This is a genomic window from Mycobacterium sp. MFM001 (assembly GCF_003402475.1).
In the GTDB taxonomy this organism is placed as follows: domain Bacteria; phylum Actinomycetota; class Actinomycetes; order Mycobacteriales; family Mycobacteriaceae; genus Mycobacterium.
On sequence record NZ_BFAB01000020.1, the window covers coordinates 1 to 23,396 of the forward strand.

Consider the following 23,396-nt stretch of genomic DNA (forward strand, 5'->3'; position numbering starts at 1 on the left):
AGTCGATCCTCAAGCGGCTATACGGGTGTCAGAACCGTGACCCCTAGGAGGCCATCATGGCGATCGCCGTCGAACCCGCACTGTCCCCGCACCTCGTCGTCGACGATGCTGCTGCCGCAATCGACTTCTACGTCAAGGCTTTTGACGCTGTCGAGCTGGGCCGGGTGCCCGGCCCCGACGGGAAGCTGATCCACGCCGCGCTGCGCATCAACGGCTTTGTGGTGATGTTGGCCGACGACTTCCCGGAAATGTCCGGTGGCAAGTCGATGACGCCGAAGTCACTCGGCGGTACTCCGGTCACCATCCACCTGACGGTCACCGACGTCGACGCCAAGTTCCAGCGGGCGCTGGACGCCGGCGCGGTCGTGGTGATGCCGGTGGAGGATCAGTTCTGGGGCGACCGCTACGGCGCGGTCGAGGATCCGTTCGGCCACCGCTGGTCACTGGGCCAGCCGGTGCGCGAGGTCGACTACGACCAGATCGCCGCAGCTGCCGCGGCAATGGGCCGGCAGTCCGGTTAGCGCGTCGGGTAACAGGAGATGCCGGACTCACTAGTCCAGCAGACTCCGTGACTGTCGAGTGAGTCGACGAAATGCCGCACCGGTGGCTTGTTCGGGTCTGGATGCTTCGCCATCAAACCGATGAAGAGACCGGCCGCCAGGATGCACAGACAGATCCAAAACGTGGAAACCCGTCTGCCACGCAGCTTTACGATCGGTTCGCGCTGAGTCTCTTGCTGCGGCGGTGGTGTGTTTTGCGGATACGGCGGGTAGTTGGTCATGCCGGACAGCATGGCACACAACGAGTTACGGCTATCGTCCCCGCACCGCAGCCAGAAGTCGCCGATGCAGCGGCACCGGAGGCGCGCTCGCCGCGACCGCGAGCATCTCGGCGACCGAGGTGAACTTGTCGCGGGGTCGTTCGTCGGCGCTACCCCGCGCCACCTCGGCGGAGTCGATAGCGTGCCATCCGGCCGCGTCGACGACGTCGGGTTGGCGGGCGTGCACCAGCCTGGCCAGCGCCCGCGGCCCGGCCACCGGGTCGGACAGCAGGCCCTTGTTGAAGTCGGCGACCAGCGCTTGCACGGTTTGCAGCGAGCAAGACTTGTTGGTGCCGATGAAGCCCGTCGGGCCGCGCTTGATCCACCCCGCGACATACGCGCCCGTCACCGGACGGCCGGTCTCCGGGTCGACGACGCGGCCGTCGTCGTTGGGTACCACTCCTGCGGTGTCGTCGAACGGCAGATCGGCAATCCGCTTGCCGTGGTAGCCGATTGAACTCAACACCAGGCCCGCGTCGAGGCGGCGGGTCTGGTCTGTCCCCGTGACGGTGAACTCGATCCCGGCGACCTGATCGTCGCCGAGGATCCGAGCGGGGGTCAGCTGGTAGGCCAGCCGGATGCGGGGCCGTCGCGCCGGAACGGAGGCCTGTCCGAGTTTGCTGAGAATTTCCAGCTTCTGGCGGGTCAGGGTATCGGTGGCGCTGGCGAGGTCGCGCCGCACCAGCTCGTGGTCTTCGGCGTCGAGCACCACGTCGGCGGTGGTGGTTAGTCCGATCAACTCGGGCAGCGTGAACGCCGAGTGCGCCGGGCTGCGCCGGGCGGCGATCACCACCTCCTGGACCCGCGACGCCCGCAGCACTTCCAGCGCGTGATCGGAAATGTCGGTGCGGACCAACTCATCGGGGTCGGCGGTGAGCACCCGGGCCACGTCGAGGGCGACATTGCCGTTGCCGATGATCACGACCCGCTCGTGGCCGAGATCGACCGGCAGATCAGCGAATTCGGGGTGCCCGTTGTACCACGCCACCAACTCGGTCGCGGTCCCGCTGCCGGCCAAGCCCATCCCCTCGATCTCCAACCGGCGGTCGTTGGGCGCGCCGCTGGCGTACACCACCGCGTGATGGTGCGCCAGCAGATCGGCGTGACTCAGGTGCTTGCCGACTTCGACGTTCAGAAAGAACTGGAAACCCCGCCGAGCGGCAACCTTGTCGAACAGCCGGGTGACCCGCTTGGTGGTCTGGTGGTCGGGTGCCACCCCCGCACGCACCAATCCGTAAGGCGTCGGCAGCTTTTCGAACATGTTGACCCGCACCCGAGGCTGGGTGAGCAGCTCGTCGGCGGCGTACATCGCCGCGGGCCCCGAACCGACGATCGCCACGGTCAGCGGGTGCCCGTCCTGGCGCACCTCCGCGGCCGGGATCACCGGGGCCAGCTTCGACGTCGGCGGCAGCTTCACGTCGGCCGGCCGTTCCGGATAGAACGACGCGTTGATTTCGACGAACGGCAATTGCCTGACGTCGAGCCGGGTGTCGGGCGCGATCGCGCCGACCGGACAAGCGCTCACGCACGCGCCGCAGTCCACACACGCATCCGGGTCGATGTAGAGCATCTCGGAGGTGGCGAACCCCGGCTCGTCCGGTGTGGGGTGAATGCAGTTCACCGGACAAGCGAAAACACAGGACCCGTCGTTACAGCACGACTGGGTGATGACGTGCGGCATGGACCCCTCTAGGCGACCGCGGACAAGTGCTGACGCTGCGGCTCGCTGCGGTAACGCGACGGCTTGCCGTTGATCTTGCAGATCCGCCACATCAGCTTGGCAACGGGATTCATCAAGCCGGTGTCGTGGCAGAGCATCCGCACGTCGCCGAACATGTCGCGCAGCATCTGGCGCGACTCCGGCGACCGGAAGAACACGTCCTTGCGGACCTCGCGCGGAATGTCGAACTCACGCCAGAAAGCCTTGGGCGGCACCACTATTGCCGAGCACAGGATCCGCATGGTGAGCGGCACGAACAGCGACAGCCAGAACCGCTTGCGGCGCGGCAGGTGCGGAACACGCTTGCGCAGGTACTCGTGGGCGAACGAGATGTGGCGGGCCTCTTCGGCCACGTGGATGGCCATCACCCGCTCCATGATCGGGTGCAATTCCTTGCCCTCACGCAGGATGTTCTTCTGCGTGTGGTCGATGGGCTCCTCGCCGGCGAGGATGCCGAACCAGAACGGAATCGGCAGCGGGCCGGCCACCAGCGGGATCAGCGGCTGGACCCACTTCAGCAGCCGCGGCATGCCGGGCACGTCGGCGCCGATGTGGTTCACCATCTCCTGGAACATCATGGTGTGGTTGCACTCTTCGACCGCCTCGTGCAGACAGTAGCGGTATTCCGGTGAGCCGTTGGGCACCCAGAACGCGTACTCCATCAGGCCGCGAATCAGGATCGATTCGAAGTGCAGGCCGACCTTGGCCACGTTCGCCTGGCGCCACATGCCGATCTTGATCTGGCGCTCTTCGGGCTGCGCCTTGTACCAGGGGTGGCGGCCCAGCGGGTCGGTGGCCGGCAGCTTCCAGCGCGGGTCGTTCTCGGTGACCGCGAACTCGGGCGCTTTCCAGTCGATGTCGGTGTATGGGTTGAAATTGCGGCGCACCGACCCCTCGGAGAGCGTCTGCAACATTTCGACGTACTCTGTGTCGTCCTGTACTTCCATGTTGCGGCGCCAGCGCTGCACGATTTTCGTCCGAGCCATCGAAGCCTCCCGATGAGGTTTACATTTGGACGTCTTGTGTCTAGACAGTACCGCAGGTATCGCAAACTTTCTAGACCCAACACAGGCACTGTGGCGCAGCCGGGATAGACGCCCTTGATGTGGTCTAGGCCACATCTGATGAATGGACGGCACGTCATCTACCTCGCCGGCGATTCCGGGCGACGGGCGGTGCTGGTCCCTTGGAGGCCATCGTCATCACTTTGCTTGACATCGTGGTATGACGCCGGCCCTGTCAGTGGTGCGTGCAAAACTGCGCGTGAAATGACCCGGCACACCACATTCAGGTTCTGTCTCGATCCGACACTCGCGCAGCGGGACAGGATGGCACGGCACGCGGGCGCATCTCGGTTCGCCTTCAATCAGTGTCTGCGCATCGTGAAATCCGCACTGAGCCAACACCGCGCCAACCCCGCGGTGAATGTGCCCTGGACGGGTTTCGATCTGATCAACACGTTCAACACGTGGAAGAAGACCGAGGACGCGGGCCGGCTGTTCGTCGTCGACGACGATGGCGTCGCCGAGACAGTAGTAACCGGATTGCCCTGGCGACACGAAGTGTGCCAGCAGGTGCTCGAGGAAGCGGCCGTTGACTGCGCGCGAGCGTTGGCAGCCTGGTCGGACTCGCGCGCTGGTAGGCGCAAAGGTCGGCGAGTCGGGTTCCCCCGGTTCAAGAGGAAAACCGAGGCCGCACGGTCGTTCCGACTGCGCAACACGAAACGAAAAGGGCGCAAGCCCACGATCCGCGTCGGCGAGGGCCATCCTCGTTCAGTGACTCTGCCCGGCATTGGCACGGTCCGTGTGCACGACGACACACGCCGGTTGCGACGCATGCTCGCCAAGAACCGAGCCAAGATTTGCTTCGCGACGGTCACCCAGCACGCAGAGCGCTGGTGGATCACCCTCAATGTGGAAGCCGCGGATTTACACCCTGCCCAACAACACAGCGTCCGCGACCCCGGCGACAACGACCGCTGGATCGGTGTCGATCGGGGCCTGGCCGCATTCATCGTCGCCGCCACCGCTGACGGCGCCGAGCTGGCTCGCGTCCAGGATGCACCCAAGGCGTTGCAGGCGGGGATGAACCGCCAGCGGCGCCTCGCCAAAATGGTGTCGCGCAAACAGAAAGGATCCGCCAACCGCAGACAGGCCGTTGCCCGGCTGGGCCAGCACCACCACCACGTCACCAACGTGCGTCGGCATTTCCTGCACCAAGTATCGAACAAACTAGTCAAGACCCACGACCGGCTTGTCATCGAGGACTTGAATGTGTCCGGGATGCTGCGCAATCATCGCGTCGCCCAAGCCATTTCGGACGCAGGGTGGGCCGAATTCGCGCGGCTAGTGCGCTACAAACAAATGTGGCGCGGCGGCCTGGTCGCCGTGGCCGATCGGTGGTTTCCCTCGAGCAAGCTCTGCGCACACTGCGGCACGGTCAATAGGGATCTGACACTCGCGGACAGGACGTTCACTTGCAGCTGTGGCAGTTCCGTTGATCGCGACCTCAACGCCGCAATCAACCTCGCTCGCTGGGGCCAGAAACAATCATCAGCATCACCTCGATCCCCGGACCCCCAAGCAGGAGGCCGGGCCACCAACGCCCGCCGACGGGATGGCGCTGACCAGCACCCTATGTGTGCTGGTGAAACCAGCCCGAATGACGCGGGAACCGACGTTCACACTGCGGCCGCAGGCTGAACCGACGACACCCGAGAAGGGTGGTGCCGCACACCCAGTGCTTCGGCACGCTTTAGCCTGGTGAATATGGCTGAGACGCTCACGATCCCCGACGGCATCAAACCCCGCGACGGCCGCTTCGGATCGGGGCCGTCAAAGGTCCGCCCCGAACAGCTGCAGACCCTTGCGACCAGCGCCGCCGGGTTGTTCGGCACGTCGCACCGGCAAGCGCCGGTCAAAGACCTGGTCGGACGGGTGCGCAGCGGACTGCGCGACTTCTTCTCAGTGCCCGACGGCTACGAGGTCATCCTGGGCAATGGCGGTGCCACGGCGTTCTGGGACGCGGCAGCGTTCGGGCTGATCGACAAGCGGTCGCTGCACCTGTCCTACGGCGAGTTCAGCTCGAAATTCGCCAGCGCCGTGACCAAGAACCCTTTCGTCGACGAACCGATCGTCGTCAAGGCCGATCCCGGCAGCGCGCCCGAGCCGCAGAGCGACCCGTCCGTCGACGTCATCGCCTGGGCGCACAACGAGACCTCGACCGGGGTGGCCGTGCCCGTGCAGCGTCCCGCCGGATCCGGCGACGCACTGGTCGTCATCGACGCCACCTCGGGCGCCGGCGGGCTGCCGGTCGACATCACCGAGACCGACGCCTACTACTTCGCGCCGCAGAAGAACTTCGCCGCGGACGGCGGCCTGTGGTTGGCGATCTGCAGCCCGGCGGCGCTGGCCCGCATCGACGCCATCGCCGGGTCCGGCCGCTGGGTACCCGACTTCCTGTCGCTGCCGATCGCGGTCGAGAACAGCCTCAAAAATCAGACCTACAACACCCCGGCGATCGGCACGCTGGTGCTGCTGGCCGAGCAGATCGACTGGCTGTTGGGCAACGGCGGGCTGGACTGGGCGGTCAAGCGCACTGCAGATTCGTCGCAGCGGCTCTACCAGTGGGCGCAGGATCGGCCGTACACCACGCCTTTTGTCACCGAGCCGCGTTTGCGGTCCCAGGTGGTGGGCACCATCGATTTCAGCGACGACGTCGATGCCGCCGCCGTTGCCAAAGTGCTGCGCGCCAACGGCATCGTCGACACCGAGCCGTACCGCAAACTCGGCCGCAACCAGTTGCGGGTCGCGATGTTCCCCGCGGTGGAGCCCGACGACGTCAGCGCGCTGACCGAGTGTGTCGACTGGGTGGTCGAACGCCTCTGAGCTGGGCGGCGTGTCAGCGCGGTTACGGCCGCTCGCTGCATTAGAGTGCGCACCTGACAGGCCCCCGAGGAGGTCGCGATGCGGGAACTCAAGGTCGTCGGTCTCGACGTCGATGGCAAACACATCATCTGCGAAAGTGACGACCCGGCCGAGAAGTTCAAGCTACGGGCCGACGACCGGTTGCGCGCGGCGGTACGCGGCGACGGGGCGCGGGTCGCACAAACCCAGATCGACTACGAGGTCCCCAGCATGCTGCGTCCCAAGGAAATTCAGGCCCGCATCCGCGCCGGCGCATCCGTCGAGCAGGTCGCGGCGGCCGCCGGGGTGGACATCGAACGGGTCCAGCGATTCGCCCACCCGGTGCTGTTGGAGCGATCCCGGGCGGCCGAGCTGGCAACCGCCGCGCATCCGGTCCTCGCCGACGGGCCCGCGGTGCTCACGCTGCTGGAGACGGTCACCGCCGCGCTGGTCGCCCGCGGCCTCAACCCGGACGGCACCACCTGGGACGCCTGGCGCAACGAGGACGGACGCTGGACGGTGCAGCTGGGTTGGAAGGCCGGTCGCTCGGACAACGTCGCGCATTTCCGCTTCGCCCCCGGCGCGCACGGCGGGACGGTCACCGCGGTCGACGACGCCGCCAGCGAGCTGATCGACCCCGACTTCGACCGTCCGCTGCGCCCGCTGGCCCCCGTGGCGCAGCTGGACTTCGACGAACCCGAGCCCGAGCCCGCGCCCGCAGAAGAAGCCGCGCCAGAACCGCAACACGAGCCGGCACGTGCTCGTCGCCGCAAGCCACCGGTCCCGGCGTGGGAGGACGTGCTGCTCGGCGTGCGCTCCAGCGGACAGCGCTAGCCTGCTCCGACGATCGCCAGCGTGAGCAACGCCAGCCACGCACCCGTCACGCCCACGCCCGCCCCTAGCACGAACCAGCGCAGCACCGGCGTCCGCCGCCACCCCCACAGCGTCGGCGCCAATCCCCCGGCCGCGACGACGTTGAGTCCCACCGCCAACAACGGGTGCACGCGCTCCAGACCGAGACTGAGCACCACGATCGCGGCAGCCGTGACCGCGGCGACGAACGCCGCCACCGTCAAACCCGTTGCCCAGGGCGTGGATTCGTTGCGTTGGCCGGTCACGAACCGAGCCTAACCCGCTCATAGAACGCCAGCGCCGCGGCAGTGGCGACGTTGAGCGAGTCGGTGCCACGCGACATCGGGATACGTACCCGCAGATCGCTTGTCCGCATCGCGGCATGGCTCAGGCCCGGACCTTCGGCACCCACCAGCACCGCCACCCGTTGGTCGCCCACCGTCGACATCGCCGCCGACAGCGTCATGGCATCGCGGCCCGGCGTCATCGCAAGCAGTCGAAAGCCCTTCTTCCGCAACAGGTTCAAGTCGTGGGGCCAGTTCGTCGCACGAGCGTACGGCACCAGCAGCGCATGACCCATTGACACCCGCACCGCGCGCCGGTAGAGCGGATCGGCGCAGCCGCTGCCGAACACCACCGCGTCGACGTCGAGGCCGGCGGCGTTGCGGAAGATCGACCCCAGGTTCTCGTGGTCGTTGACGCCCTCGAGCACCGCGACCGTGCGGGCGCCGTCGAGCACCTCGGCCACGCTCGGTTCGGGAACCCGGCGTGCCGCGGCCAACACGCCGCGGTTGAGGTGAAACCCGACCACCCGGGCCATCACGTCGGCGGAGACCCGGTAATACGGTGCCTCGCAGCCCCTCAAGTCGGCCTGCAGTTCGGCCAGTCTGCGATCGGTGCCCAACAACGCCAGCGGCGTGAACTGGGACGCCAGCATGCGCTGCACGACGAGCACGCCCTCGGCGATCACCAGACCTTTACCGGTCGGCAGATCCGGGCGGCGATCGATGCTGTTCAGGTCGCGGAAGTTGTCGAGCCGCGGATCGTCGGGATCGCTGACGTCGCAGACGGCGCTCACGGGGTTTCGTCGACGATGGCCAGCATCAGATCGGCGGCGTCGCGCAGGGTTTCGCGGTCGGTGCGACCCAGGCCCGCCAGTCGCTGCGCCAGCCACTCCTGGCTGGCCCGGCGTTCGGCCTCCAGCAACTCGGCGCCCGCCTCGGAGACCGACACCAGGACTTGCCGCCCGTCGTCGGGATGGGCGACCCGGTCCACGAAACCCAGTTCGGCCAGCGACGCGATCACCCGGGTCATCGACGGCGGACGCACCCGTTCCCGGATGGCCAGCGCGCCGGGCGTCATCGGCCCTTCTTTGGCCAACGTCGACAACGCCGACAGCTGCGACAACGAAACCGGCGACTGCGGGCGGCGAAAACGCAGTTGCCGCGACAACCGCATCACCGCCAGCGACAGGTCGCTGGCCAGCCGCGTATCGCCGTCGGTCACAGCGCGAAGGTTACGACACAACCTCGGAGCGTCAACAGCGAACCACCGAGTAGCGTGATCTCGATGTCCGAGCCCGGCTCCACCCCCAACCCGCCGATGCTTCCCGCTGTGCTGCTGGAGGTGTGGCCAGTCGTCGGGGTCGGCGCGCTGGCCTGGCTGGGTGCGACGGTTGCTGCCTTCCTCGTGCCGGCCCTGGACGACTGGCGGCCGGTGACGCTGGCCGGGCTGGGCGTCGGGCTGCTGGGCACCGGTATCTTTCTGTGGCAGCGCGACGCCGTCCGCCGCGGCGCGCGCGGTGCGCAAACCGGGCTCGGGCACTTGCGGACCACCAAATAGGAGGAACGGTCAATGGCAGCGCCGCTATTGCAAGCACAGGTCGACATCAACGCGCCGGTCGCGAAGGTGTGGGAGTTGGTGTCCGACGTCCGCCGGATGCCGCAGTGGAGCCCTCAGTGCCGGTGGATGAAGCCGCTCGGCCCGGTGCGGCAGGGCACCCGCACGCTCAACCTGAACCGCCGCAACTTTCTGTTCTGGCCGACGACATGCACGCTCACCGAGGTCATTCCGGAGCAGAAGCTGGCGTTCAAGGTCAACGCCAACGGCACCATCTGGAGCTACGAGCTGCAGCCGACCCCGGAGGGCACCCGGCTGATCGAAAGCCGCCACGCCGAGAACGGCGTCAAACCGATCTCGAGCATGACGGTGAACGCACTGATGGGCGGCGAGGACAGCTTCGAGCGCGAACTGGTCGACGGCATGAACACCTCGCTGGCCAAGATCAAAGCCGCCGCGGAAAGTTAGTCGTCGGTTTTCTCGACCATGTCGAGCACCCCGTCGTCGTAGGGGTCATAGGCCGGCGAACCGCTGCCCGCCGGAGCCGGGGTGTCGGAATGCGCGCCGCAGCCGTATCCGGAGTCGACGACATGCCCGTCGGCCGACATTTCATTGCCGCACACGCCGAACATCGCGCCCAGCGAACCGGCCAGCGGCAGATAGAAACCACAGTCGCGGCAGACCCGTTTGGTCGAGCGCGCCATCGGCGAGCCGGGACCGTAGTCGCCGTCGTGCCAGCGTTGGGCGGCCTCGGCGCGACCCCAGGCGCTCATCACCCGTCGCCGCCCGAACCCGACCTCGACGGCAACGTCGTCGACCTGCGGATCACCGCTTGCCAGATAGCCGGGCACCAGTCGCGGGTCGTCCGGCGGCGGCGCCAGCAGGTCGCCGGGGCTCAGATCGCCGGGCCGGACCCGCTGATCCCACGGCACCCACTCCGGCGCCAGCAACGCCGTCGGCCCCGGAATTAGCACCACCTCGCTGACGGTCGCGTGGTCGGCACCCGGGTAGGCGGCGACGACGACGGCCCACTGCCATCCCTGATATCCGGGCAGATGGGCCAGGAACCGGTGGGTGGCCGCGGTCGGATCCTCGTAGCTGACGCCGAGGTAGTCGCCCACCGTGTCGGCGCCGCTGAATTCGACGACGGCGGCGCGCGCCTGCTCGACGGCGCCGGTGAGGATCGGCCCCAGGCCTTCCGCCCACTCTGCCGTGGTCACGCTGTCCGCTGTTTCCATACGCCTTCAATACTGCCGTAGCGACCGGATGGCCAGCCACACCGGTCACCTGCGCGCTCGATCACCCGCGATGGGTGAGAATTGATGCGTGTCCGGACGCCGGCGTGATCAACCGACCCAGCACCCCGGCATGGCCAACTATCCGGCCGACGATCCCGGTTACCGCCGGCGGTCGCCGCGCGCCCCGATGCCCAGCGCCAACCGCTACCTGCCGCCGCTGCACCGCCAGCCCGAGCCCGGCCCGCGCCGCGAGCCGCCGGCCGCCGCGCGCGGCACCGAACGCATCACCGTCACCCGCGCGGCGGCGCTGCGCAGCCGCGAAATGGGTTCGCGTATGTACGGATTGGTGCATCGGGCCGCGACGGCCGACGGCGCCGACAAGTCCGGGCTGACGGCACTGACGTGGCCGGTGGTGGCGAATTCCGCGGTCGACGCCGCAATGGCCGTGGCGCTGGCCAACACGCTGTTTTTCGCGGCGGCCACCGGCGAAAGCAAGGACAGGGTTGCGCTGTACCTGTTGATCACGATCGCGCCGTTCGCGGTGATCGCGCCGCTGATCGGCCCGGCGCTGGACCGGCTGCAGCACGGCCGGCGCGTCGCACTGGCGCTGTCGTTCGTGCTGCGCACCGCGCTGGCCCTGGTGTTGATCGCCAACTACGACGGCTTGTCCGGCAGCTTCCCGTCCTGGGTGCTCTACCCGTGCGCGCTGGCGATGATGGTGCTGTCGAAATCCTTTTCGGTGCTGCGCAGTGCGGTGACGCCGCGGGTGATGCCGCCGACCATCGACCTGGTGCGGGTCAATTCGCGGCTGACCATGTTCGGTCTGCTGGGCGGCACCATCGCCGGCGGCGCAATCGCCAGCGGCGTCGAGTTCGTGTGCAACCACCTGTTCGAGCTGCCGGGCGCGTTGTTCGTGATCGTCGCGGTGACGCTGGCCGGCGCGTGGCTGTCGATGCGGATCCCCCGCTGGGTCGAAGTCACCGCGGGCGAGGTGCCCGCCACGCTGAGTTATCGCCGGCGCAGCGACCCGCTGCACCGCGCGCTTCGACAACCGCTGGGCCGCAACATCATTACCTCGCTGTGGGGTAACTGCACGATCAAGGTCATGGTCGGCTTCCTGTTCTTGTATCCGGCATTTGTCGCCAAGGCGCACGACGCCAGCGGGTGGGTGCAGCTGGGCATGCTGGGGCTGATCGGGGCGGCGGCGGCGGTGGGCAATTTCGTGGGCAACTTCACCAGTGCGCGTCTGCAATTGGGCCGGCCCGCCGTGTTGGTGGTGCGCTGCACCGTCGCGGTCACCGTCGCCGCGCTGGCCGGGGCGGTGGCCGGCACCCTGGTGGTCGCGGCCGTCGCCACCTTGATCACGTCGGGGGCCAGCGCGATCGCCAAGGCGGCACTGGACGCCTCGTTGCAGGACGACCTGCCCGAGGAGTCCCGGGCGTCGGCGTTCGGCCGTTCGGAGTCAACGCTGCAACTGGCCTGGGTGCTCGGCGGCGCGCTGGGCGTGCTGGTGTACACCGAGCTGTGGATCGGGTTCACCGCTGTCAGCGCCCTGCTGATTCCTGGCCTGGCGCAGACCATCGTCAGCTTCCGTGGCGACTCGCTGATCCCGGGCTTCGGCGGCAACCGGCCGGTGATGGTCGAGCAGGAGGGTAGCCGCGCGATGGCGACGCCGCAGTGAAGCGCCCGCTCGTCGTGCTGCTCGCGGTGGTCGTGGTCGCAGCGTCGGCAGCCGCCGGGGTGGGCGCGTGGTTCCTTGCGCGCGGGCATGGTCCGTCGCGCCCCGAAATCAGCGCGTATTCGCACGGCCACCTCACCCGGGTCGGGCCGTACCTGTACTGCAACGTGCTCGACCTCACCGACTGCGACACTCCGCATGCCCAGGGCGAGCTGCCAGTGAATTCCCGTGACCCCGTGCAGCTTTCGGTGCCGACGGCGATCGGCCGCGCGCCGTGGCGGCTACTGCGGGTCTACGAGGATCCGTCTGACACCACGACCACCGTGTTCCGGCCCGGCAGCCGGCTGGCCGTCACCATTCCCACCGTCGACCCGCAGCGGGGGCGACTGACCGGGATCGCGGTGCAGTTGATGACTCTGGTCGTCGACCCCGCCGGCGAGTTGCACGACGTCCCGCACGCCGAATGGTCGGTGCGAACGGTTTTCTAGCGCCGAACGTCGAGTTGTCAGGGGAAATCGGCCATTTCAGCACAACAAGTCGACGCTCGGCATTCAAAATTGAGCGGGCACCCGTTCGCCCTCGAGCGGCGGCCCGGGCGGAGTGCCGTCACCAAATGGCCTGCCGCCCAAGGCTTCCCGGCCGTGAGGAGTGAGCCAGTTAGCCAGGTCCGGCCCCTTGGGCACTATCCCGGTGGGATTGATGTCGGTGTGCACCATGTAGTAGTGCTGCTTGATCTGGACGAAGTCGATGGTGTCGCCGAAACCAGGCGTCTGGAACAGGTCGCGCGCATAGGCCCACAGCACCGGCATCTCGGACAGTTTGGACCGATTGCATTTGAAATGGCCGTGATAGACCGCGTCGAACCGGGCAAGCGTGGTGAACAGCCGCACATCGGCTTCGGTGATGGTGTCGCCCACCAGGTATCGCTGCCCTGCCAGTCGATCGCTCACCCAGTCCAGCGCGGTGAACAACCGGTCGTAGGCCGCGTCGTAAGCCTGCTGTGAGCCGGCGAACCCGCAGCGGTATACCCCGTTGTTGATCTCGGTGTAGATCCGTTGCGCCACTTCGTCGATCTCGGCGCGCAACGGCTCCGGATACAGTTGCGGGGCGCCGTCCCGATGATAGGCCGTCCATTCGGTGGAGAAGTCCAACGTGATCTGCGCGAAATCGTTGGTGACCACCGCGCCGGTCGGCACGTCGACGATCGCCGGGACGGTGATGCCCTTCGAGTAGTCGGGAAACCGCTTGAAGTAGGCGTCCTGCAGCCGCGGAATCTTGAGCACCGGGTCGACACCACCGGGGTCCAGGTCGAAAGTCCAGCTGCGCTCGTCGTGGGTGGGCCCGCAAAAGCCAATGGAGATAGCCTTTTCCAGACCTAGCAGCCGCCGCACGATAATCGCGCGATTGGCCCACGGGCAGGCCCGCGCGACGATCAGCCGGTACCGACCGGGCTCGACCGGGTAGCCGTCACGCCCGTCGGCGGTGATGCGTGTCGCGATGTAGTTGGTGTCGCGGGTGAATTCGCCGGACTGCGCGACGTAGGTCATGGTTCCGATACGGTCAGGAACCGCCGCGCCAGGTTCTCCTCGGTGGACGGGCCCGGCTCCCAGTGCGCAATCCACGGCCCAGTGCCCTCGGACTGGTCGAGGACCCCCTCCTCCAGCCAGGTGTAGCTTCCCCCCAACACATTTCGGGCCAGCCCGGCATCGGTGGCATCGGTGTTGGACCACAACGCATGGAACAAGGCCTCGACCCGCAGAGTGGCCTGCTGGCAGAACGCATCGGCCAGCTCGTATGCCTGTTCGCCTTCGGCGCGATCCGAAACCCGCTGCGCCTCAGCACGAACACACGACGCCGCCATGGCGAACAGTTCCGCCCCGATGTCCACGACGCGGCCCAGGAATCCCTGCTTTTGCTCCAGCGCGGCCTGCCAGCGCGCCATCCCGTAGAAGGTGTTGCGGGCCAGCTTGCGTGACGAGCGCTCGACAAAACGCAGATGCGTTGCCAGCCTGCCGAAGTCGCGGTAGGTGGTCGGCAGCTGTCCTTCGCCGAAAACCAGCTGCGGCAACCACTTTGCGTAGAATCCACTGGCGCCGGCAGCAGCCTTGGCCTTCTGCCGCATATCGGCCTTGGGGTTGGCCAGGTCGCCCGCGGCGGTCAGGTGCGCATCGACCGCCTCCCGGGCGATCAGCAGCCGCATGATCTCGCTGGATCCTTCGAAGATCCGGTTGATCCGAAGGTCGCGGACTATCTGTTCCACCGGCACCGCGCGCTCACCGCGGGCCGCCAGCGACTCGGCGCTCTCGTAGCCGCGGCCGCCGCGGATCTGCACCAGCTCGTCGGCGATCACGCAGGCCATCTCGCTGGACCACAACTTGGCCAACGCCGCCTCGATCCGGATGTCGTTGCGGCCCTCGTCGGCCATCTGGCCGGACAGTTCCAGCACCGCCTCCAGTGCATACGTGGTCGCGGCGATGAACGAGAGCTTGTTGGCCACCGCGGCGTGCTCGCCGACCGGCTTGCCCCACTGCACCCGCTCGCACGACCACTCCCGCGCGATCTTCAGCGACCATTTGGCGGCGCCGGCCGCCATCGCCGGAATGGACAACCGCCCGGCGTTCAGGGTTGTCAGGGCGATCTTCAGGCCGTCGCCTTCCCGCCCGATCAGGTTTTCGCGGGGAACGCGGACATTATGGAGCCGGGTCAGGCCGTTTTCGATGCCGCGCAGCCCCATGAATTTGTTGCGCCGCTCGACGGTGATGCCGGGTGAATCGGCCTCGACGACAAACGCGCTGATGCCGCCGCGGTGGCCCTCACTCTTGGGCACGCGGGCCATCACCACCAGAAGATCGGCGACGACGCCGTTGGTGGTCCACAGCTTCACCCCGTCCAGTTCGTACGCCGCGCCGTCCTCGATGGGCGTCGCGGTCGACGCCAGCCGCGCCGGGTCGGAACCCACGTCCGGTTCGGTGAGCAGAAACGCCGATATTCCCCCGGCGGCGCACCGCGGCAAGAACTTCCGCTTCTGTTCTTCAGTCCCGGCCAGCTTGAGCGGTTCCGGCACACCGATCGACTGATGCGCGCTCAGCAGCGCACCGAAGCTCGGGTGCACCGACGACGCCATCATCAACGCCCGGTTGTAGGCGATCTGCGACATGCCCAGGCCGCCGTACTCGGTGGGAATCTTCATGCCGAAACAGCCGAGGTCGGCCAAGCCCTTGACGTACTCGTCGGGAATCTGGGCGTCGCGCTCGATGACGGCGCCGTCGACGGTGCCGAGAAACTCCCGCAGCTTGGCCAGGAATGCCTCGGTGCGGGCGGCCTCCTCGTCGGCCGGGCGGGGAAACGGATGAATGAGCTCCAACGGGAAGCGGCCTAGGAAGAGTTCCTTGGCGAAAGATGGCTTATCCCAACCGCTTTCGCGCGACTCCTCGGCTACGGCTCTCGCCTGCTCCTCGGTGACCTGTACCTGCTGCGCCATCGGACACTCCTGGTGACTAGTTTACTCGTCAGTAACTAGTGTTGCCCGTGGCGCGCTTCTCTACACCCGCTTTGGCGGAATGGCGCTCGCCTGAGGGTCAGCCGTCGAGTTCGCGGGCCACTGCCCTGACCACCTCGGAGACGCGACGGGCCGTCTTGCGATCCGGGTAGCGGCCCTTGCGCAGTTCCGGTTGCACCGTGCTTTCCAGCAGCGTGATCATGTCCTCGACCATGCCGTGCAGTTCGTCGGGGCTGTGCTTGTGTTCGGCGGCGGGTCCCTCGCGGCGGGCACGCGACAGGCTGGGCGGCGGATCAATCAGCTTGAGGCTCAATGCCTGCGGGCCCCGTCGGCCGGTGGCCACGCCGAACTCGACGCGCTGCCCCGCCTTGAGGCCCTCGACACCTTCAGGCAACGCCGAGGAGCGGACGTAGACGTCCTCGCCGTCCTCCTGGGACAGGAAGCCGAACCCCTTGTCCGGGTCGTACCACTTCACCTTGCCGGTCGGCACTGGTCTCACCTGCTTGTCTGACGGATCCCTACACGACGAAGCGCCCCGCGAGTGCAGGACGCGATGACTGGTGATCCTACTCGGATGCCGTGCGCACGATCACCCCCGATTAATCGGTAGGCTGGGCGTACCGCTGGAGGAAGATATGCGCCTGATCCTGAACGTCATCTGGCTGATCTTCGGCGGCCTCTGGTTGGCCGTCGGCTATCTGTTGGCGGCGCTTGTCTGCTTCCTGCTGATCGTCACCATTCCCTTCGGCTTCGCGGCGCTGCGCATCGCGTCGTACACGCTGTGGCCGTTCGGGCGCACGATCGTCGAAAAACCGGGCGCAGGAACCGGCGCGCTGATCGGCAACGTGATCTGGGTGCTGTTGTTCGGGATCTGGCTCGCGATCGGGCATCTGGCCAGTGCGATCGCGATGGCGGCGACGATCATCGGGATTCCGCTGGCATTGGCCAATCTCAAGCTGATCCCGGTGTCGCTGGTGCCACTGGGCAAAGAAATCGTTCCCGTAAACCATCCGACCCGACCGGAATCGGTATTGGCATGACGGTGATCGCGCTCGGCGTGCCGACGGTGCGCCGCCCCCCAGACGACCCGGGCAGCCACGGGCCGGCTCCGGCCACCGGTCCGCTGGTCGACACGTACGGTCGGATCGCCACCGATCTGCGGGTGTCGCTGACCGACCGCTGCAACCTGCGCTGCACCTACTGCATGCCCGCCGAAGGACTGGACTGGCTTCCCGGCGAGGACCTGCTGCGCCCCGACGAACTGGCCCGGCTGCTGCGCATCGCGGTGACCCGGCTCGGCATCACCAACGTGCGGTTCACCGGCGGTGAGCCGTTGCTGGCCCGCCACCTCGAGGAAGTGGTGGCGGCGGCCGCGGCGTTACGACCCCGCCCGGAGATCTCACTGACCACCAACGGCCTCGGGCTGGAGCGACGGGCTGCCGCCCTTGCGCAGGCGGGCCTGGACCGGGTCAACGTCTCGCTGGACACCGTCGACCGCGACCACTTCGCGGCGATCACCCGCCGCGACCGGCTTGCCGACGTGCTGGCCGGCCTGGCCGCGGCCAAGGCGGCCGGCTTCGAGCCGGTCAAGGTGAACGCGGTACTCGACCCGGTGACCGGCCGTAAGGACGTCGTCGAGTTGCTGCGGTTCTGCCTCGAACACGGTTACCAGCTACGGGTGATCGAGCAGATGCCGCTGGACGCCGGGCATCAGTGGCGCCGGGGCGCCGCGCTGAGCGCCGACGACGTGCTGGCCGCGCTGCGCCCGCATTTCCGCCTGCGGCCCGACCCCACACCACGCGGTTCCGCGCCGGCCGAACTGTGGCTCGTCGACACCGGCCCGGGCGGACCGTCGGGCAAGGTCGGGATCATCGCCTCGGTGTCGCACCCGTTCTGCGCGGCCTGTGACCGCACCCGGCTGACCGCCGACGGCCAGATCCGCAGCTGCCTGTTCGCCTCCGAGGAGACCGACCTGCGCGGGCTTCTGCGCACCGGCGCCGACGACGACGCGATCGAGGCGGCATGGCGTGCCGCGATGTGGGGCAAACCCGCCGGGCACGGCATCAACGACCCGGACTTCATCCAGCCGGCCCGGCCGATGAGCGCGATCGGCGGCTGACCCATGACCCAAGTGCCTGACGAACTCACCGGAATCCAGGTCACCGTCCGCTATTTCGCGGCGGCGCGGGCCGCGGCCGGAACCGAGACCGAGACCGCCACGGTAGGGCCGGACGCCACGGTCGCCGAGCTGGTCGACGCCCTCGCTCAACACAATGAGCGGCTCGCGACCGTGCTGAAGCGATGCTCATACCTGTGCGACGGCGTCGCCGTCCGCGACCACTCCGCCGTTCTGCGTGCAGGCCAGACAATCGACGTTCTGCCGCCCTTCGCCGGCGGATGACGTCCGTGATTTGCATCACATAACGGATTGATCACAGCGCGGCAACGGTCCGATTGCGACCGCCTCTGACCTGCGTAGATTGAGCGCTTTCCTGGCGTTTTTGTAGGGCATCAGTGGCGAAAACGCTGCATTTGCGCAGACGTGACTCATCCGACATGACCCGCTACCGTTCTCCGCGGGCTTGCCGAATCTTGTTGAGCGGCGGGCCTTCCCCGCTTGTAGCGCCGAGCTCCATCCAGCAGGCGGGGGTCCGACGACAACCGTGGATGGAGGCGGGGGACCCAACCAGTCCGCCGTGATCGGACCGGAGCCGCGCGCGGCTCCTTGGGGTGAAGCCACCGCGGTGGCCGGGCAACCTCTCCAGCCCGAACCCGACAGCTGACCTCGCAGGCGCATACAGAGAGGACAGCACCGGCGTATGAGTGGACGGCATCGTAAGCCCACGACATCCAGCGTCAGCGTCGCCAAGATCGCCTTTACCGGGGCAGTGATCGGCGGCGGCGGCATCGCCCTCGCGGGCCACGCATCGGCGGCCACCGATGGCGAATGGGACCAGGTAGCTCGTTGCGAGTCGGGCGGCAACTGGTCGATCAACACCGGCAACGGCTATCAGGGCGGCCTGCAGTTCAACCGCGGCACCTGGGCCGCTCACGGCGGCGGCGAATTCGCCCCAGCCGCCAACATGGCCACCCGGGAACAGCAGATCGCGGTCGCCGAGCGGGTGCTGGCCACTCAGGGCCGCGGCGCCTGGCCGGTCTGCGGCCACGGCTTGTCGGGCCCGACGCAGCGCACCGTCCTCGCCGACGCCCCGGCGAACCCGCCGGAGGACAACCCGGCTCCCGAGGGCGAGCCCACCGCGTTCGACGCCCCGCCGCCAGAGGACGCGCCGGCGCCGGAGGACGCCCCGGCGGTCGAGTTGGCATCCGTCGACGAGTCCGTCCCCGCCGACGAGCCGGCCGAGCCCGCCGCGTTCGACGCGCCCGCTCCGGTCGACGAGCCGGCACCCACCGACGAGCCGGCCGAGCCCGCGCCGCCGGTCGAGCCCGTCGTGTTTGACGAGGCGCCACCGGCCGACGAACCGGCCCCGGTCGAACCCGCCGCCCTCGACGAGGCGCCGCCCGCCGACGCCCCCGAGGGCGTTCACGAGGCCCAGGCCGTTGGGAACTGGACCGTCGTCACGGACGCACCGCTGGCCCCGGCTCCGAGCGATCCGGCGCTGCCGATCGATCCGGCCGCCGCCGGTTCGGCCGCGCACGACCTGCAGATGCCGTCGCAGTTCGCGCCGCTGCTCGACCAGGCGACCAATCTGCCGTCCAACGCCAACGGGATGCCCGCCACGGCGCCGCAGAACATGGACCCCGGCTACCTCAAGGACTTGTGGCAGGCGATCCAGGCGCAGGGCGTCAACGGCAACGACGCACTGGCCGCGCTCGCCCAGCAGCCCGCGCAGCCGTAGTCAGGCCGAGCCCACCCATTCGTCGGTTCCGTCGGCGAAGAACTGGTGCTTCCACACCGGTACCCGCGCCTTGATGGTGTCCACCAGATGCGCGCAGGTCTCGAACGCGGCCCGGCGATGGTCGGCGGCCACCGCCGCCACCAGCGCCGCCTCGCCGATCTGCAGCACCCCGATGCGGTGACTGGCCGCGATCGCCCGCACCCCGCTGCACTGCTCGGCGACCTCGGCCAACACCTCGGCCATCACCTGTTCGGCCGACGGATGCGCCGAATACTCCAGCCGCAGCACCTCACGCGCGCCGTCGTGGTTGCGGATCATCCCGACAAAGCCCACGATCGCGCCCGCCGCCTCGTGGCCCACCAACTCTTCGTGCTCGGCCAGCACAATCGGCTGCTCGGTCAGCGCGGCCCGCAATACCTGCGTCATCGGCGCCGCTCCTCTTCATCGCTTCGCTCTGCATCGTCGCCGGCGCGAGTCATCAGTGATCTCCGCCGGCCAGTTGGTCTAGCGCGTGGTCCAGCACGTCGGCCAGCACGCCGAGCCCGTCGCGCACGCCGCCCGTCGACCCCGGCAGGTTGACCACCAACGTGCGCCCAGCCACCCCGCACAGGCCGCGGGAGAGCACCGACGTCGGCACCTTCGGCAGGCCCGAGCGGCGAATCGCGTCAGCCAGCCCGGGAATCTCGTAGTCGAGCACCGCCGCCGTCTGCGCCGGGGTGTCGTCGCTGGGTGAGATGCCGGTACCGCCCGAGGTGATGACGACGTCGACGCCGTCACCGACCGCGTCGCGCAGCGCCTGTCCGACTGGGTCGCCGTCGGGCACCACCACCGGCTCAACACGCGAAAAGCCTTGCAACTCAAGCCATTCGGCGATGATTGGGCCGCATCGATCCTCGTACACACCGGCCGATGCCCGGGTCGAGGCGATGACGACGCGCGCGGACCGACCGGCCATCACCGCACCCAGGTCCCGGTCTTGCCGCCGTCCTTGCGCAGCACCCGGATGTCGTCGATGCGCGCGGCCGGATCCACCGCTTTGACCATGTCGTAGAGCGTCAGGCCGGCCACGCTGACCGCGGTCAACGCCTCCATCTCCACCCCGGTGCGGTCGGTGCTGCGGACCGTCGCGGTGATGTCGATGGCCGATTCGCCGACGGTGAAGTCGACGTCGACGCCGGTGAGCGCCAGTTGGTGGCACAGCGGGATCAGGTCGCTGGTGCGCTTGGCGGCCAGAATGCCGGCCACCCGCGCGGTGGCCAGCGCGTCGCCCTTGGGCAGACCGCCGGCCGAAAGCAGCGACACCACCTGCGCCGACGTGTGAAATGTGCCGGCCGCGACGGCGGTGCGCTTGGTGGCTCCCTTGTCGGTGACGTCGACCATGTGCGCGGCTCCGCGCTCGTCGATATGCGAAAGCCGAGAAGACGGGGAGCCGGACATCTACCTGTTGACGACGGTGACCGGGTGGACGTAGGGCAGCTCGTCGGACGGCAGTGGAAACACCAGGTCACCGAACGGGGACAGCGCACCCGTGCGATCGGTCGCCAGTTCGCTCACCGCGTGGTCGTCGGGGTCGTCCGTCGGCCAACCCGGGTCCACGTACCTGGTCTTCTTGTCAGCGTTGTCAGCCACGAGGTCCATTCTGACAGGTCGCGTGGGCAGTCGGCGTGCGGGTTGGCTGCTTTACGCTGGTCAGCAATGACAGAACACACCCCGAGCATCCCGCTGGGGTCCTGGCTGGCCGACCTGCCCGACGAACGGCTGGTCCGCCTGCTGGAACTGCGCCCGGATCTTGCCCAGCCGCCGCCCGGCAGCATCGCGGCCCTGGCCGCCCGCGCCCAGGCCCGCCAGTCGATCCGGGCCGCCACCGACGAGCTGGACTTCCTGCGATTGGCCGTCATCGACGCGCTGTTGGTGCTGCACGCCGATTCCGAGGCGGTGCCGGTCGCCAAGCTGGTCGCGCTGATCGGTGATCGGGCGCCCGAAGCCGACGTCCTCGGCGCGCTCGACGACCTCCGGGAGCGCGCCCTGGTGTGGGGTGAGACCGCGGTACGGGTGGCAGCCGACGCCGGTGCGGGACTGCCCTGGTATCCCGGGCAAGCGATCCTGGAGGACGAATCCCGCACTCGCGACCAGATCGTCGCTCTGCTGGACGAACTGGACGACGAGGCGCTGCTCGTGCTGGACAAGCTGTCGGACGGATCGCCGCTGGGACGCACCCGCGACGCCGCGCCGGGCGCTCCGCCGGACCGCCCGGTGCCGCGGTTGCTGGCCACGGGCCTGCTGCGCCGGATCGACGCCGAGACGGTGATCCTGCCACGCCAGGTCGGACACGTGCTGCGCGGTGAAGACCCCGGCCCTACCCGACTCACCGCACCCGATCCGGCCGTCACCGCCACAACACCGGCCGATGCCGACGCGGCGGCCGCCGGGGCGGTCATTGACCTGCTGCGCGAAATCGACGTGCTGCTGGAAACCCTCAGCGCCGCACCGGTTCCCGAGCTGCGCAGCGGCGGACTCGGGGTCCGCGAAGTCAAGCGGCTGGCCAAGGTCACCGGCATCGACGAAGCCCGGCTGAGCCTGATCTTGGAACTGGCCGCGGCGGCCGGACTGATCGCGGCTGGCATGCCCGAACCGCAACCCGAGGACGGCGAGGGACCGTACTGGGCGCCGACGGTGGCCGCCGACCGCTATGCCGAGACGTCCACCGCCGACCGCTGGCATCTGCTGGCCCGCACCTGGCTGGACCTGCCGCGGCGCCCGGGGCTGATCGGCACTCGCGGTCCGGACGCCAAACCCTATGGGGCACTGTCAGATTCGGTGTATTCCACGGCTGCGCCGCTGGACCGCAGGCTGTTGTTGACCCTGCTGGCCGAGCTTCCGCCCGGCACGGGAGTCGACGAGACGTCGGCGTCGGCGGCCCTGGTGTGGCGGCGGCCGCGGTGGGGCAAGCGGCTGCAGCCCGTGCCGGTCGCCGATCTGCTCGAGGAGGCGCACTTCCTCGGGTTGGTCGGCCGCGGGGCGATCAGCACACCGGGTCGCGCGCTGCTGAGCCAAGACGACTCCGTCGTCGACGCGATGAACCGGGCACTGCCCGAACCGATCGACCACTTCCTGGTGCAGGCCGACCTGACCGTGGTGGTGCCGGGGCCGCTGGAACGTGATCTGGCCGACGAACTGGCCGCGGTCGCCACCGTGGAGTCGGCCGGCGCGGCAATGGTATACCGGATCAGCGAAGCTTCCATCCGGCACGCGCTCGACATCGGCAAAACCGCCGATGGCATCCGGGCGCTGTTCGAGAAGCACTCCAAAACGCCGGTGCCGCAATCACTTACGTACCTCATCGACGACGTGGCCCGCCGGCACGGGCAGCTGCGGATCGGCATGGCCACCTCGTTCGTCCGTTGCGAAGACCCCGCCCTGCTGGCCCAGGCGGTGGCCGCGGCCGAACAACTGGGACTGCGGATACTGGCGCCGACGGTGGCGATCTCGCAGGCGCCGATCGCAGAGGTGCTCGCGGCGCTGCGCGGCGCCGGGTTCGCGCCGGCCGCGGAGGACTCCACCGGCACCATCGTCGACATCCGGGCCCGCGGCGCGCGGGTGCCCACGCCCCAGCAGCGCCGGGCGCCGCGGCCGATCCCCCGGCCGAGCACCGAGTCGCTAAGCGGGATCGTCGCGGTTTTGCGCAAAGTGAGCAGCGCACCGTTCGCCAACGTCCGCGTCGACCCGGCGGTCGCCATGTCGCTGCTGCAGCGGGCGGCCCAGCGAGACGAGACCGTGGTGATCGGCTACGTCGACGCCGCCGGGGTGGCCACCCAGCGGGTGGTGTCGCCGATCGCCGTGCTCGGCGGGCAGCTGGTGGCTTTCGATTCGACGTCCGGGCAGGCTCGCGACTTCGCCATCCATCGCATCACGTCCGTGTCGGCCGAGTCCGATGCAGAGCGAAGCGATGCTGAGGAGCGGCGCAGATGATGTCGGCCGAGTCCGGATA

27 protein-coding genes and 1 riboswitch are annotated in these 23,396 nt (G+C 68.4%); of the genes, 13 read left to right on the forward strand and 14 right to left on the reverse strand.

The annotated features are described in order from the left end of the window. The first annotated feature begins 56 nt into the window (after positions 1-56). On the forward strand, positions 57-521 hold the full coding sequence (locus MFM001_RS22660) for a VOC family protein (protein ID WP_116377507.1): 465 nt from the start codon (positions 57-59) through the stop codon (positions 519-521). Here the strand turns inward: MFM001_RS22660 and MFM001_RS22665 are convergent. The 3 genes from MFM001_RS22665 to MFM001_RS22675 are packed head-to-tail and all read right to left on the reverse strand — an operon-like array spanning position 518 to position 3,526. Further along, entirely contained in the window at positions 518-781 is a 264-nt protein-coding gene (locus MFM001_RS22665) for a hypothetical protein (RefSeq protein WP_142760726.1), read from the reverse strand. The two genes, MFM001_RS22660 and MFM001_RS22665, sit on opposite strands and share 4 nt — an antisense overlap. Positions 782-812: 31 nt before the next feature. After that, positions 813-2,501 (reverse strand): 4Fe-4S binding protein, encoded by a 1,689-nt coding sequence (locus MFM001_RS22670; protein WP_116377509.1) that lies wholly within the window; start codon positions 2,499-2,501, stop codon positions 813-815. 8 nt (positions 2,502-2,509) lie between these two features. Continuing rightward, positions 2,510-3,526 (reverse strand): diiron oxygenase, encoded by a 1,017-nt coding sequence (locus MFM001_RS22675; protein ID WP_116377510.1) that lies wholly within the window; start codon positions 3,524-3,526, stop codon positions 2,510-2,512. 189 nt (positions 3,527-3,715) lie between these two features. Here MFM001_RS22675 and MFM001_RS22680 point away from each other — a divergent pair, with 189 nt between their 5' ends. The 3 genes from MFM001_RS22680 to sepH all read left to right on the forward strand — a co-directional run bounded on the left by MFM001_RS22680 (position 3,716) and on the right by sepH (position 7,279). Further along, positions 3,716-5,242, forward strand: a complete 1,527-nt coding sequence (locus tag MFM001_RS22680; protein ID WP_238159346.1) for a transposase — start codon at positions 3,716-3,718, stop codon at positions 5,240-5,242. Positions 5,243-5,308: 66 nt separating this feature from the next. Further along, positions 5,309-6,427, forward strand: a complete 1,119-nt coding sequence (serC, locus tag MFM001_RS22685) for a phosphoserine transaminase (protein ID WP_116377512.1) — start codon at positions 5,309-5,311, stop codon at positions 6,425-6,427. Between the two features lie 78 nt (positions 6,428-6,505). Then, positions 6,506-7,279, forward strand: coding sequence for a septation protein SepH (sepH, locus tag MFM001_RS22690; protein WP_116377513.1), 774 nt, complete (start codon positions 6,506-6,508; stop codon positions 7,277-7,279). On the opposite strand, the gene MFM001_RS22695 is transcribed toward sepH, so the two are convergent. The 3 genes from MFM001_RS22695 to MFM001_RS22705 are packed head-to-tail and all read right to left on the reverse strand — an operon-like array spanning position 7,276 to position 8,803. Continuing rightward, a complete protein-coding gene (locus MFM001_RS22695; RefSeq protein WP_116377514.1) occupies positions 7,276-7,563 on the reverse strand; it encodes a DUF2537 domain-containing protein in 288 nt (95 codons plus the stop codon). The two genes, sepH and MFM001_RS22695, sit on opposite strands and share 4 nt — an antisense overlap. After that, positions 7,560-8,375, reverse strand: a complete 816-nt coding sequence (locus tag MFM001_RS22700) for an RNA methyltransferase (RefSeq protein ID WP_116377515.1) — start codon at positions 8,373-8,375, stop codon at positions 7,560-7,562. Before MFM001_RS22700 ends, MFM001_RS22695 begins: the two co-directional genes overlap by 4 nt. Further along, entirely contained in the window at positions 8,372-8,803 is a 432-nt protein-coding gene (locus MFM001_RS22705) for a MarR family winged helix-turn-helix transcriptional regulator (protein WP_116377516.1), read from the reverse strand. Before MFM001_RS22705 ends, MFM001_RS22700 begins: the two co-directional genes overlap by 4 nt. 63 nt (positions 8,804-8,866) lie before the next feature. Here MFM001_RS22705 and MFM001_RS22710 point away from each other — a divergent pair, with 63 nt between their 5' ends. Both MFM001_RS22710 and MFM001_RS22715 read left to right on the forward strand, forming a co-directional pair. Beyond that, positions 8,867-9,139 carry a DUF2530 domain-containing protein gene (locus MFM001_RS22710; RefSeq protein WP_116377564.1) on the forward strand — a complete coding sequence of 91 codons (273 nt, stop codon included), beginning with the start codon at positions 8,867-8,869 and terminating at the stop codon, positions 9,137-9,139. A gap of 12 nt (positions 9,140-9,151) precedes the next feature. After that, positions 9,152-9,604 carry an SRPBCC family protein gene (locus MFM001_RS22715; protein WP_116377517.1) on the forward strand — a complete coding sequence of 151 codons (453 nt, stop codon included), beginning with the start codon at positions 9,152-9,154 and terminating at the stop codon, positions 9,602-9,604. On the opposite strand, the gene MFM001_RS22720 is transcribed toward MFM001_RS22715, so the two are convergent. Next, the gene (locus MFM001_RS22720; protein ID WP_116377518.1) at positions 9,601-10,374 is read right to left on the reverse strand and encodes a DUF3027 domain-containing protein; all 774 of its coding nucleotides are present in this window, start codon (positions 10,372-10,374) and stop codon (positions 9,601-9,603) included. The genes MFM001_RS22715 and MFM001_RS22720 overlap by 4 nt on opposite strands. Before the next feature lie 130 nt (positions 10,375-10,504). On the opposite strand from MFM001_RS22720, the gene MFM001_RS22725 reads away from it, so the two are divergent. Next, positions 10,505-12,055 carry an MFS transporter gene (locus MFM001_RS22725; protein WP_116377519.1) on the forward strand — a complete coding sequence of 517 codons (1,551 nt, stop codon included), beginning with the start codon at positions 10,505-10,507 and terminating at the stop codon, positions 12,053-12,055. Beyond that, entirely contained in the window at positions 12,052-12,540 is a 489-nt protein-coding gene (locus MFM001_RS22730; RefSeq protein WP_116377520.1) for a DUF2771 domain-containing protein, read from the forward strand. Before MFM001_RS22725 ends, MFM001_RS22730 begins: the two co-directional genes overlap by 4 nt. Positions 12,541-12,603: 63 nt before the next feature. Here MFM001_RS22730 and MFM001_RS22735 read toward each other — a convergent pair whose 3' ends face one another. From MFM001_RS22735 to MFM001_RS22745, 3 genes are all read right to left on the reverse strand, one after another. Beyond that, the gene (locus MFM001_RS22735) at positions 12,604-13,599 is read right to left on the reverse strand and encodes a glutathione S-transferase family protein (RefSeq protein WP_116377521.1); all 996 of its coding nucleotides are present in this window, start codon (positions 13,597-13,599) and stop codon (positions 12,604-12,606) included. Next, positions 13,596-15,533 (reverse strand): acyl-CoA dehydrogenase family protein, encoded by a 1,938-nt coding sequence (locus tag MFM001_RS22740; RefSeq protein WP_116377522.1) that lies wholly within the window; start codon positions 15,531-15,533, stop codon positions 13,596-13,598. Before MFM001_RS22740 ends, MFM001_RS22735 begins: the two co-directional genes overlap by 4 nt. A gap of 97 nt (positions 15,534-15,630) precedes the next feature. Beyond that, entirely contained in the window at positions 15,631-16,041 is a 411-nt protein-coding gene (locus MFM001_RS22745; RefSeq protein WP_083131322.1) for a cold-shock protein, read from the reverse strand. Between the two features lie 145 nt (positions 16,042-16,186). Between MFM001_RS22745 and MFM001_RS22750 the strand changes: the two genes are divergently transcribed. The 4 genes from MFM001_RS22750 (at position 16,187) to MFM001_RS22765 (ending at position 19,408) form a co-directional block, all read left to right on the forward strand. Continuing rightward, positions 16,187-16,591 (forward strand): YccF domain-containing protein, encoded by a 405-nt coding sequence (locus tag MFM001_RS22750; RefSeq protein WP_116377523.1) that lies wholly within the window; start codon positions 16,187-16,189, stop codon positions 16,589-16,591. Then, entirely contained in the window at positions 16,588-17,670 is a 1,083-nt protein-coding gene (moaA, locus tag MFM001_RS22755) for a GTP 3',8-cyclase MoaA (protein WP_116377524.1), read from the forward strand. Before MFM001_RS22750 ends, moaA begins: the two co-directional genes overlap by 4 nt. A gap of 3 nt (positions 17,671-17,673) precedes the next feature. Continuing rightward, positions 17,674-17,952, forward strand: a complete 279-nt coding sequence (locus MFM001_RS22760) for a MoaD/ThiS family protein (RefSeq protein ID WP_116377525.1) — start codon at positions 17,674-17,676, stop codon at positions 17,950-17,952. 212 nt (positions 17,953-18,164) lie between these two features. Next, positions 18,165-18,361: riboswitch (cyclic di-AMP (ydaO/yuaA leader) on the forward strand. 9 nt (positions 18,362-18,370) lie between these two features. Continuing rightward, a complete protein-coding gene (locus MFM001_RS22765) occupies positions 18,371-19,408 on the forward strand; it encodes a transglycosylase family protein (protein WP_116377526.1) in 1,038 nt (345 codons plus the stop codon). On the opposite strand, the gene MFM001_RS22770 is transcribed toward MFM001_RS22765, so the two are convergent. The 4 genes from MFM001_RS22770 to MFM001_RS22785 are packed head-to-tail and all read right to left on the reverse strand — an operon-like array spanning position 19,409 to position 21,046. Continuing rightward, a complete protein-coding gene (locus MFM001_RS22770) occupies positions 19,409-19,834 on the reverse strand; it encodes a molybdenum cofactor biosynthesis protein MoaE (RefSeq protein WP_116377527.1) in 426 nt (141 codons plus the stop codon). 52 nt (positions 19,835-19,886) lie between these two features. After that, positions 19,887-20,363 (reverse strand): molybdenum cofactor biosynthesis protein B, encoded by a 477-nt coding sequence (locus MFM001_RS22775; RefSeq protein ID WP_116377528.1) that lies wholly within the window; start codon positions 20,361-20,363, stop codon positions 19,887-19,889. After that, entirely contained in the window at positions 20,363-20,845 is a 483-nt protein-coding gene (moaC, locus tag MFM001_RS22780) for a cyclic pyranopterin monophosphate synthase MoaC (RefSeq protein WP_116377529.1), read from the reverse strand. Before moaC ends, MFM001_RS22775 begins: the two co-directional genes overlap by 1 nt. Next, positions 20,846-21,046, reverse strand: a complete 201-nt coding sequence (locus MFM001_RS22785; RefSeq protein ID WP_116377530.1) for a hypothetical protein — start codon at positions 21,044-21,046, stop codon at positions 20,846-20,848. 57 nt (positions 21,047-21,103) lie between these two features. On the opposite strand from MFM001_RS22785, the gene MFM001_RS22790 reads away from it, so the two are divergent. Next, complete coding sequence (locus tag MFM001_RS22790; RefSeq protein WP_116377531.1) at positions 21,104-23,377, forward strand: helicase-associated domain-containing protein; 2,274 nt, start codon at positions 21,104-21,106, stop codon at positions 23,375-23,377. The last annotated feature ends 19 nt before the right edge of the window (positions 23,378-23,396 follow it).

Excerpts from the sequence above, each read along its gene's own strand:
- serC (WP_116377512.1), top strand. The coding sequence starts at position 5,309 with ATGGCTGAGACGCTCACGATCCCCGACGGCATCAAACCCCGCGACGGC.
- MFM001_RS22715 (WP_116377517.1), top strand. The coding sequence starts at position 9,152 with ATGGCAGCGCCGCTATTGCAAGCACAGGTCGACATCAACGCGCCGGTC.
- MFM001_RS22765 (WP_116377526.1), top strand. The coding sequence starts at position 18,371 with ATGAGTGGACGGCATCGTAAGCCCACGACATCCAGCGTCAGCGTCGCC.
- MFM001_RS22710 (WP_116377564.1), top strand. The coding sequence starts at position 8,867 with ATGTCCGAGCCCGGCTCCACCCCCAACCCGCCGATGCTTCCCGCTGTG.
- MFM001_RS22790 (WP_116377531.1), top strand. The coding sequence starts at position 21,104 with ATGACAGAACACACCCCGAGCATCCCGCTGGGGTCCTGGCTGGCCGAC.
- MFM001_RS22660 (WP_116377507.1), top strand. The coding sequence starts at position 57 with ATGGCGATCGCCGTCGAACCCGCACTGTCCCCGCACCTCGTCGTCGAC.
- MFM001_RS22775 (WP_116377528.1), bottom strand. The coding sequence starts at position 20,363 with ATGGCCGGTCGGTCCGCGCGCGTCGTCATCGCCTCGACCCGGGCATCG.
- sepH (WP_116377513.1), top strand. The coding sequence starts at position 6,506 with ATGCGGGAACTCAAGGTCGTCGGTCTCGACGTCGATGGCAAACACATC.
- MFM001_RS22665 (WP_142760726.1), bottom strand. The coding sequence starts at position 781 with ATGACCAACTACCCGCCGTATCCGCAAAACACACCACCGCCGCAGCAA.
- MFM001_RS22725 (WP_116377519.1), top strand. The coding sequence starts at position 10,505 with ATGGCCAACTATCCGGCCGACGATCCCGGTTACCGCCGGCGGTCGCCG.
- MFM001_RS22770 (WP_116377527.1), bottom strand. The coding sequence starts at position 19,834 with ATGACGCAGGTATTGCGGGCCGCGCTGACCGAGCAGCCGATTGTGCTG.
- MFM001_RS22735 (WP_116377521.1), bottom strand. The coding sequence starts at position 13,599 with ATGACCTACGTCGCGCAGTCCGGCGAATTCACCCGCGACACCAACTAC.
- MFM001_RS22750 (WP_116377523.1), top strand. The coding sequence starts at position 16,187 with ATGCGCCTGATCCTGAACGTCATCTGGCTGATCTTCGGCGGCCTCTGG.
- MFM001_RS22740 (WP_116377522.1), bottom strand. The coding sequence starts at position 15,533 with ATGGCGCAGCAGGTACAGGTCACCGAGGAGCAGGCGAGAGCCGTAGCC.
- moaC (WP_116377529.1), bottom strand. The coding sequence starts at position 20,845 with ATGTCCGGCTCCCCGTCTTCTCGGCTTTCGCATATCGACGAGCGCGGA.
- MFM001_RS22675 (WP_116377510.1), bottom strand. The coding sequence starts at position 3,526 with ATGGCTCGGACGAAAATCGTGCAGCGCTGGCGCCGCAACATGGAAGTA.
- MFM001_RS22670 (WP_116377509.1), bottom strand. The coding sequence starts at position 2,501 with ATGCCGCACGTCATCACCCAGTCGTGCTGTAACGACGGGTCCTGTGTT.
- MFM001_RS22785 (WP_116377530.1), bottom strand. The coding sequence starts at position 21,046 with ATGGACCTCGTGGCTGACAACGCTGACAAGAAGACCAGGTACGTGGAC.
- MFM001_RS22760 (WP_116377525.1), top strand. The coding sequence starts at position 17,674 with ATGACCCAAGTGCCTGACGAACTCACCGGAATCCAGGTCACCGTCCGC.
- MFM001_RS22720 (WP_116377518.1), bottom strand. The coding sequence starts at position 10,374 with ATGGAAACAGCGGACAGCGTGACCACGGCAGAGTGGGCGGAAGGCCTG.
- moaA (WP_116377524.1), top strand. The coding sequence starts at position 16,588 with ATGACGGTGATCGCGCTCGGCGTGCCGACGGTGCGCCGCCCCCCAGAC.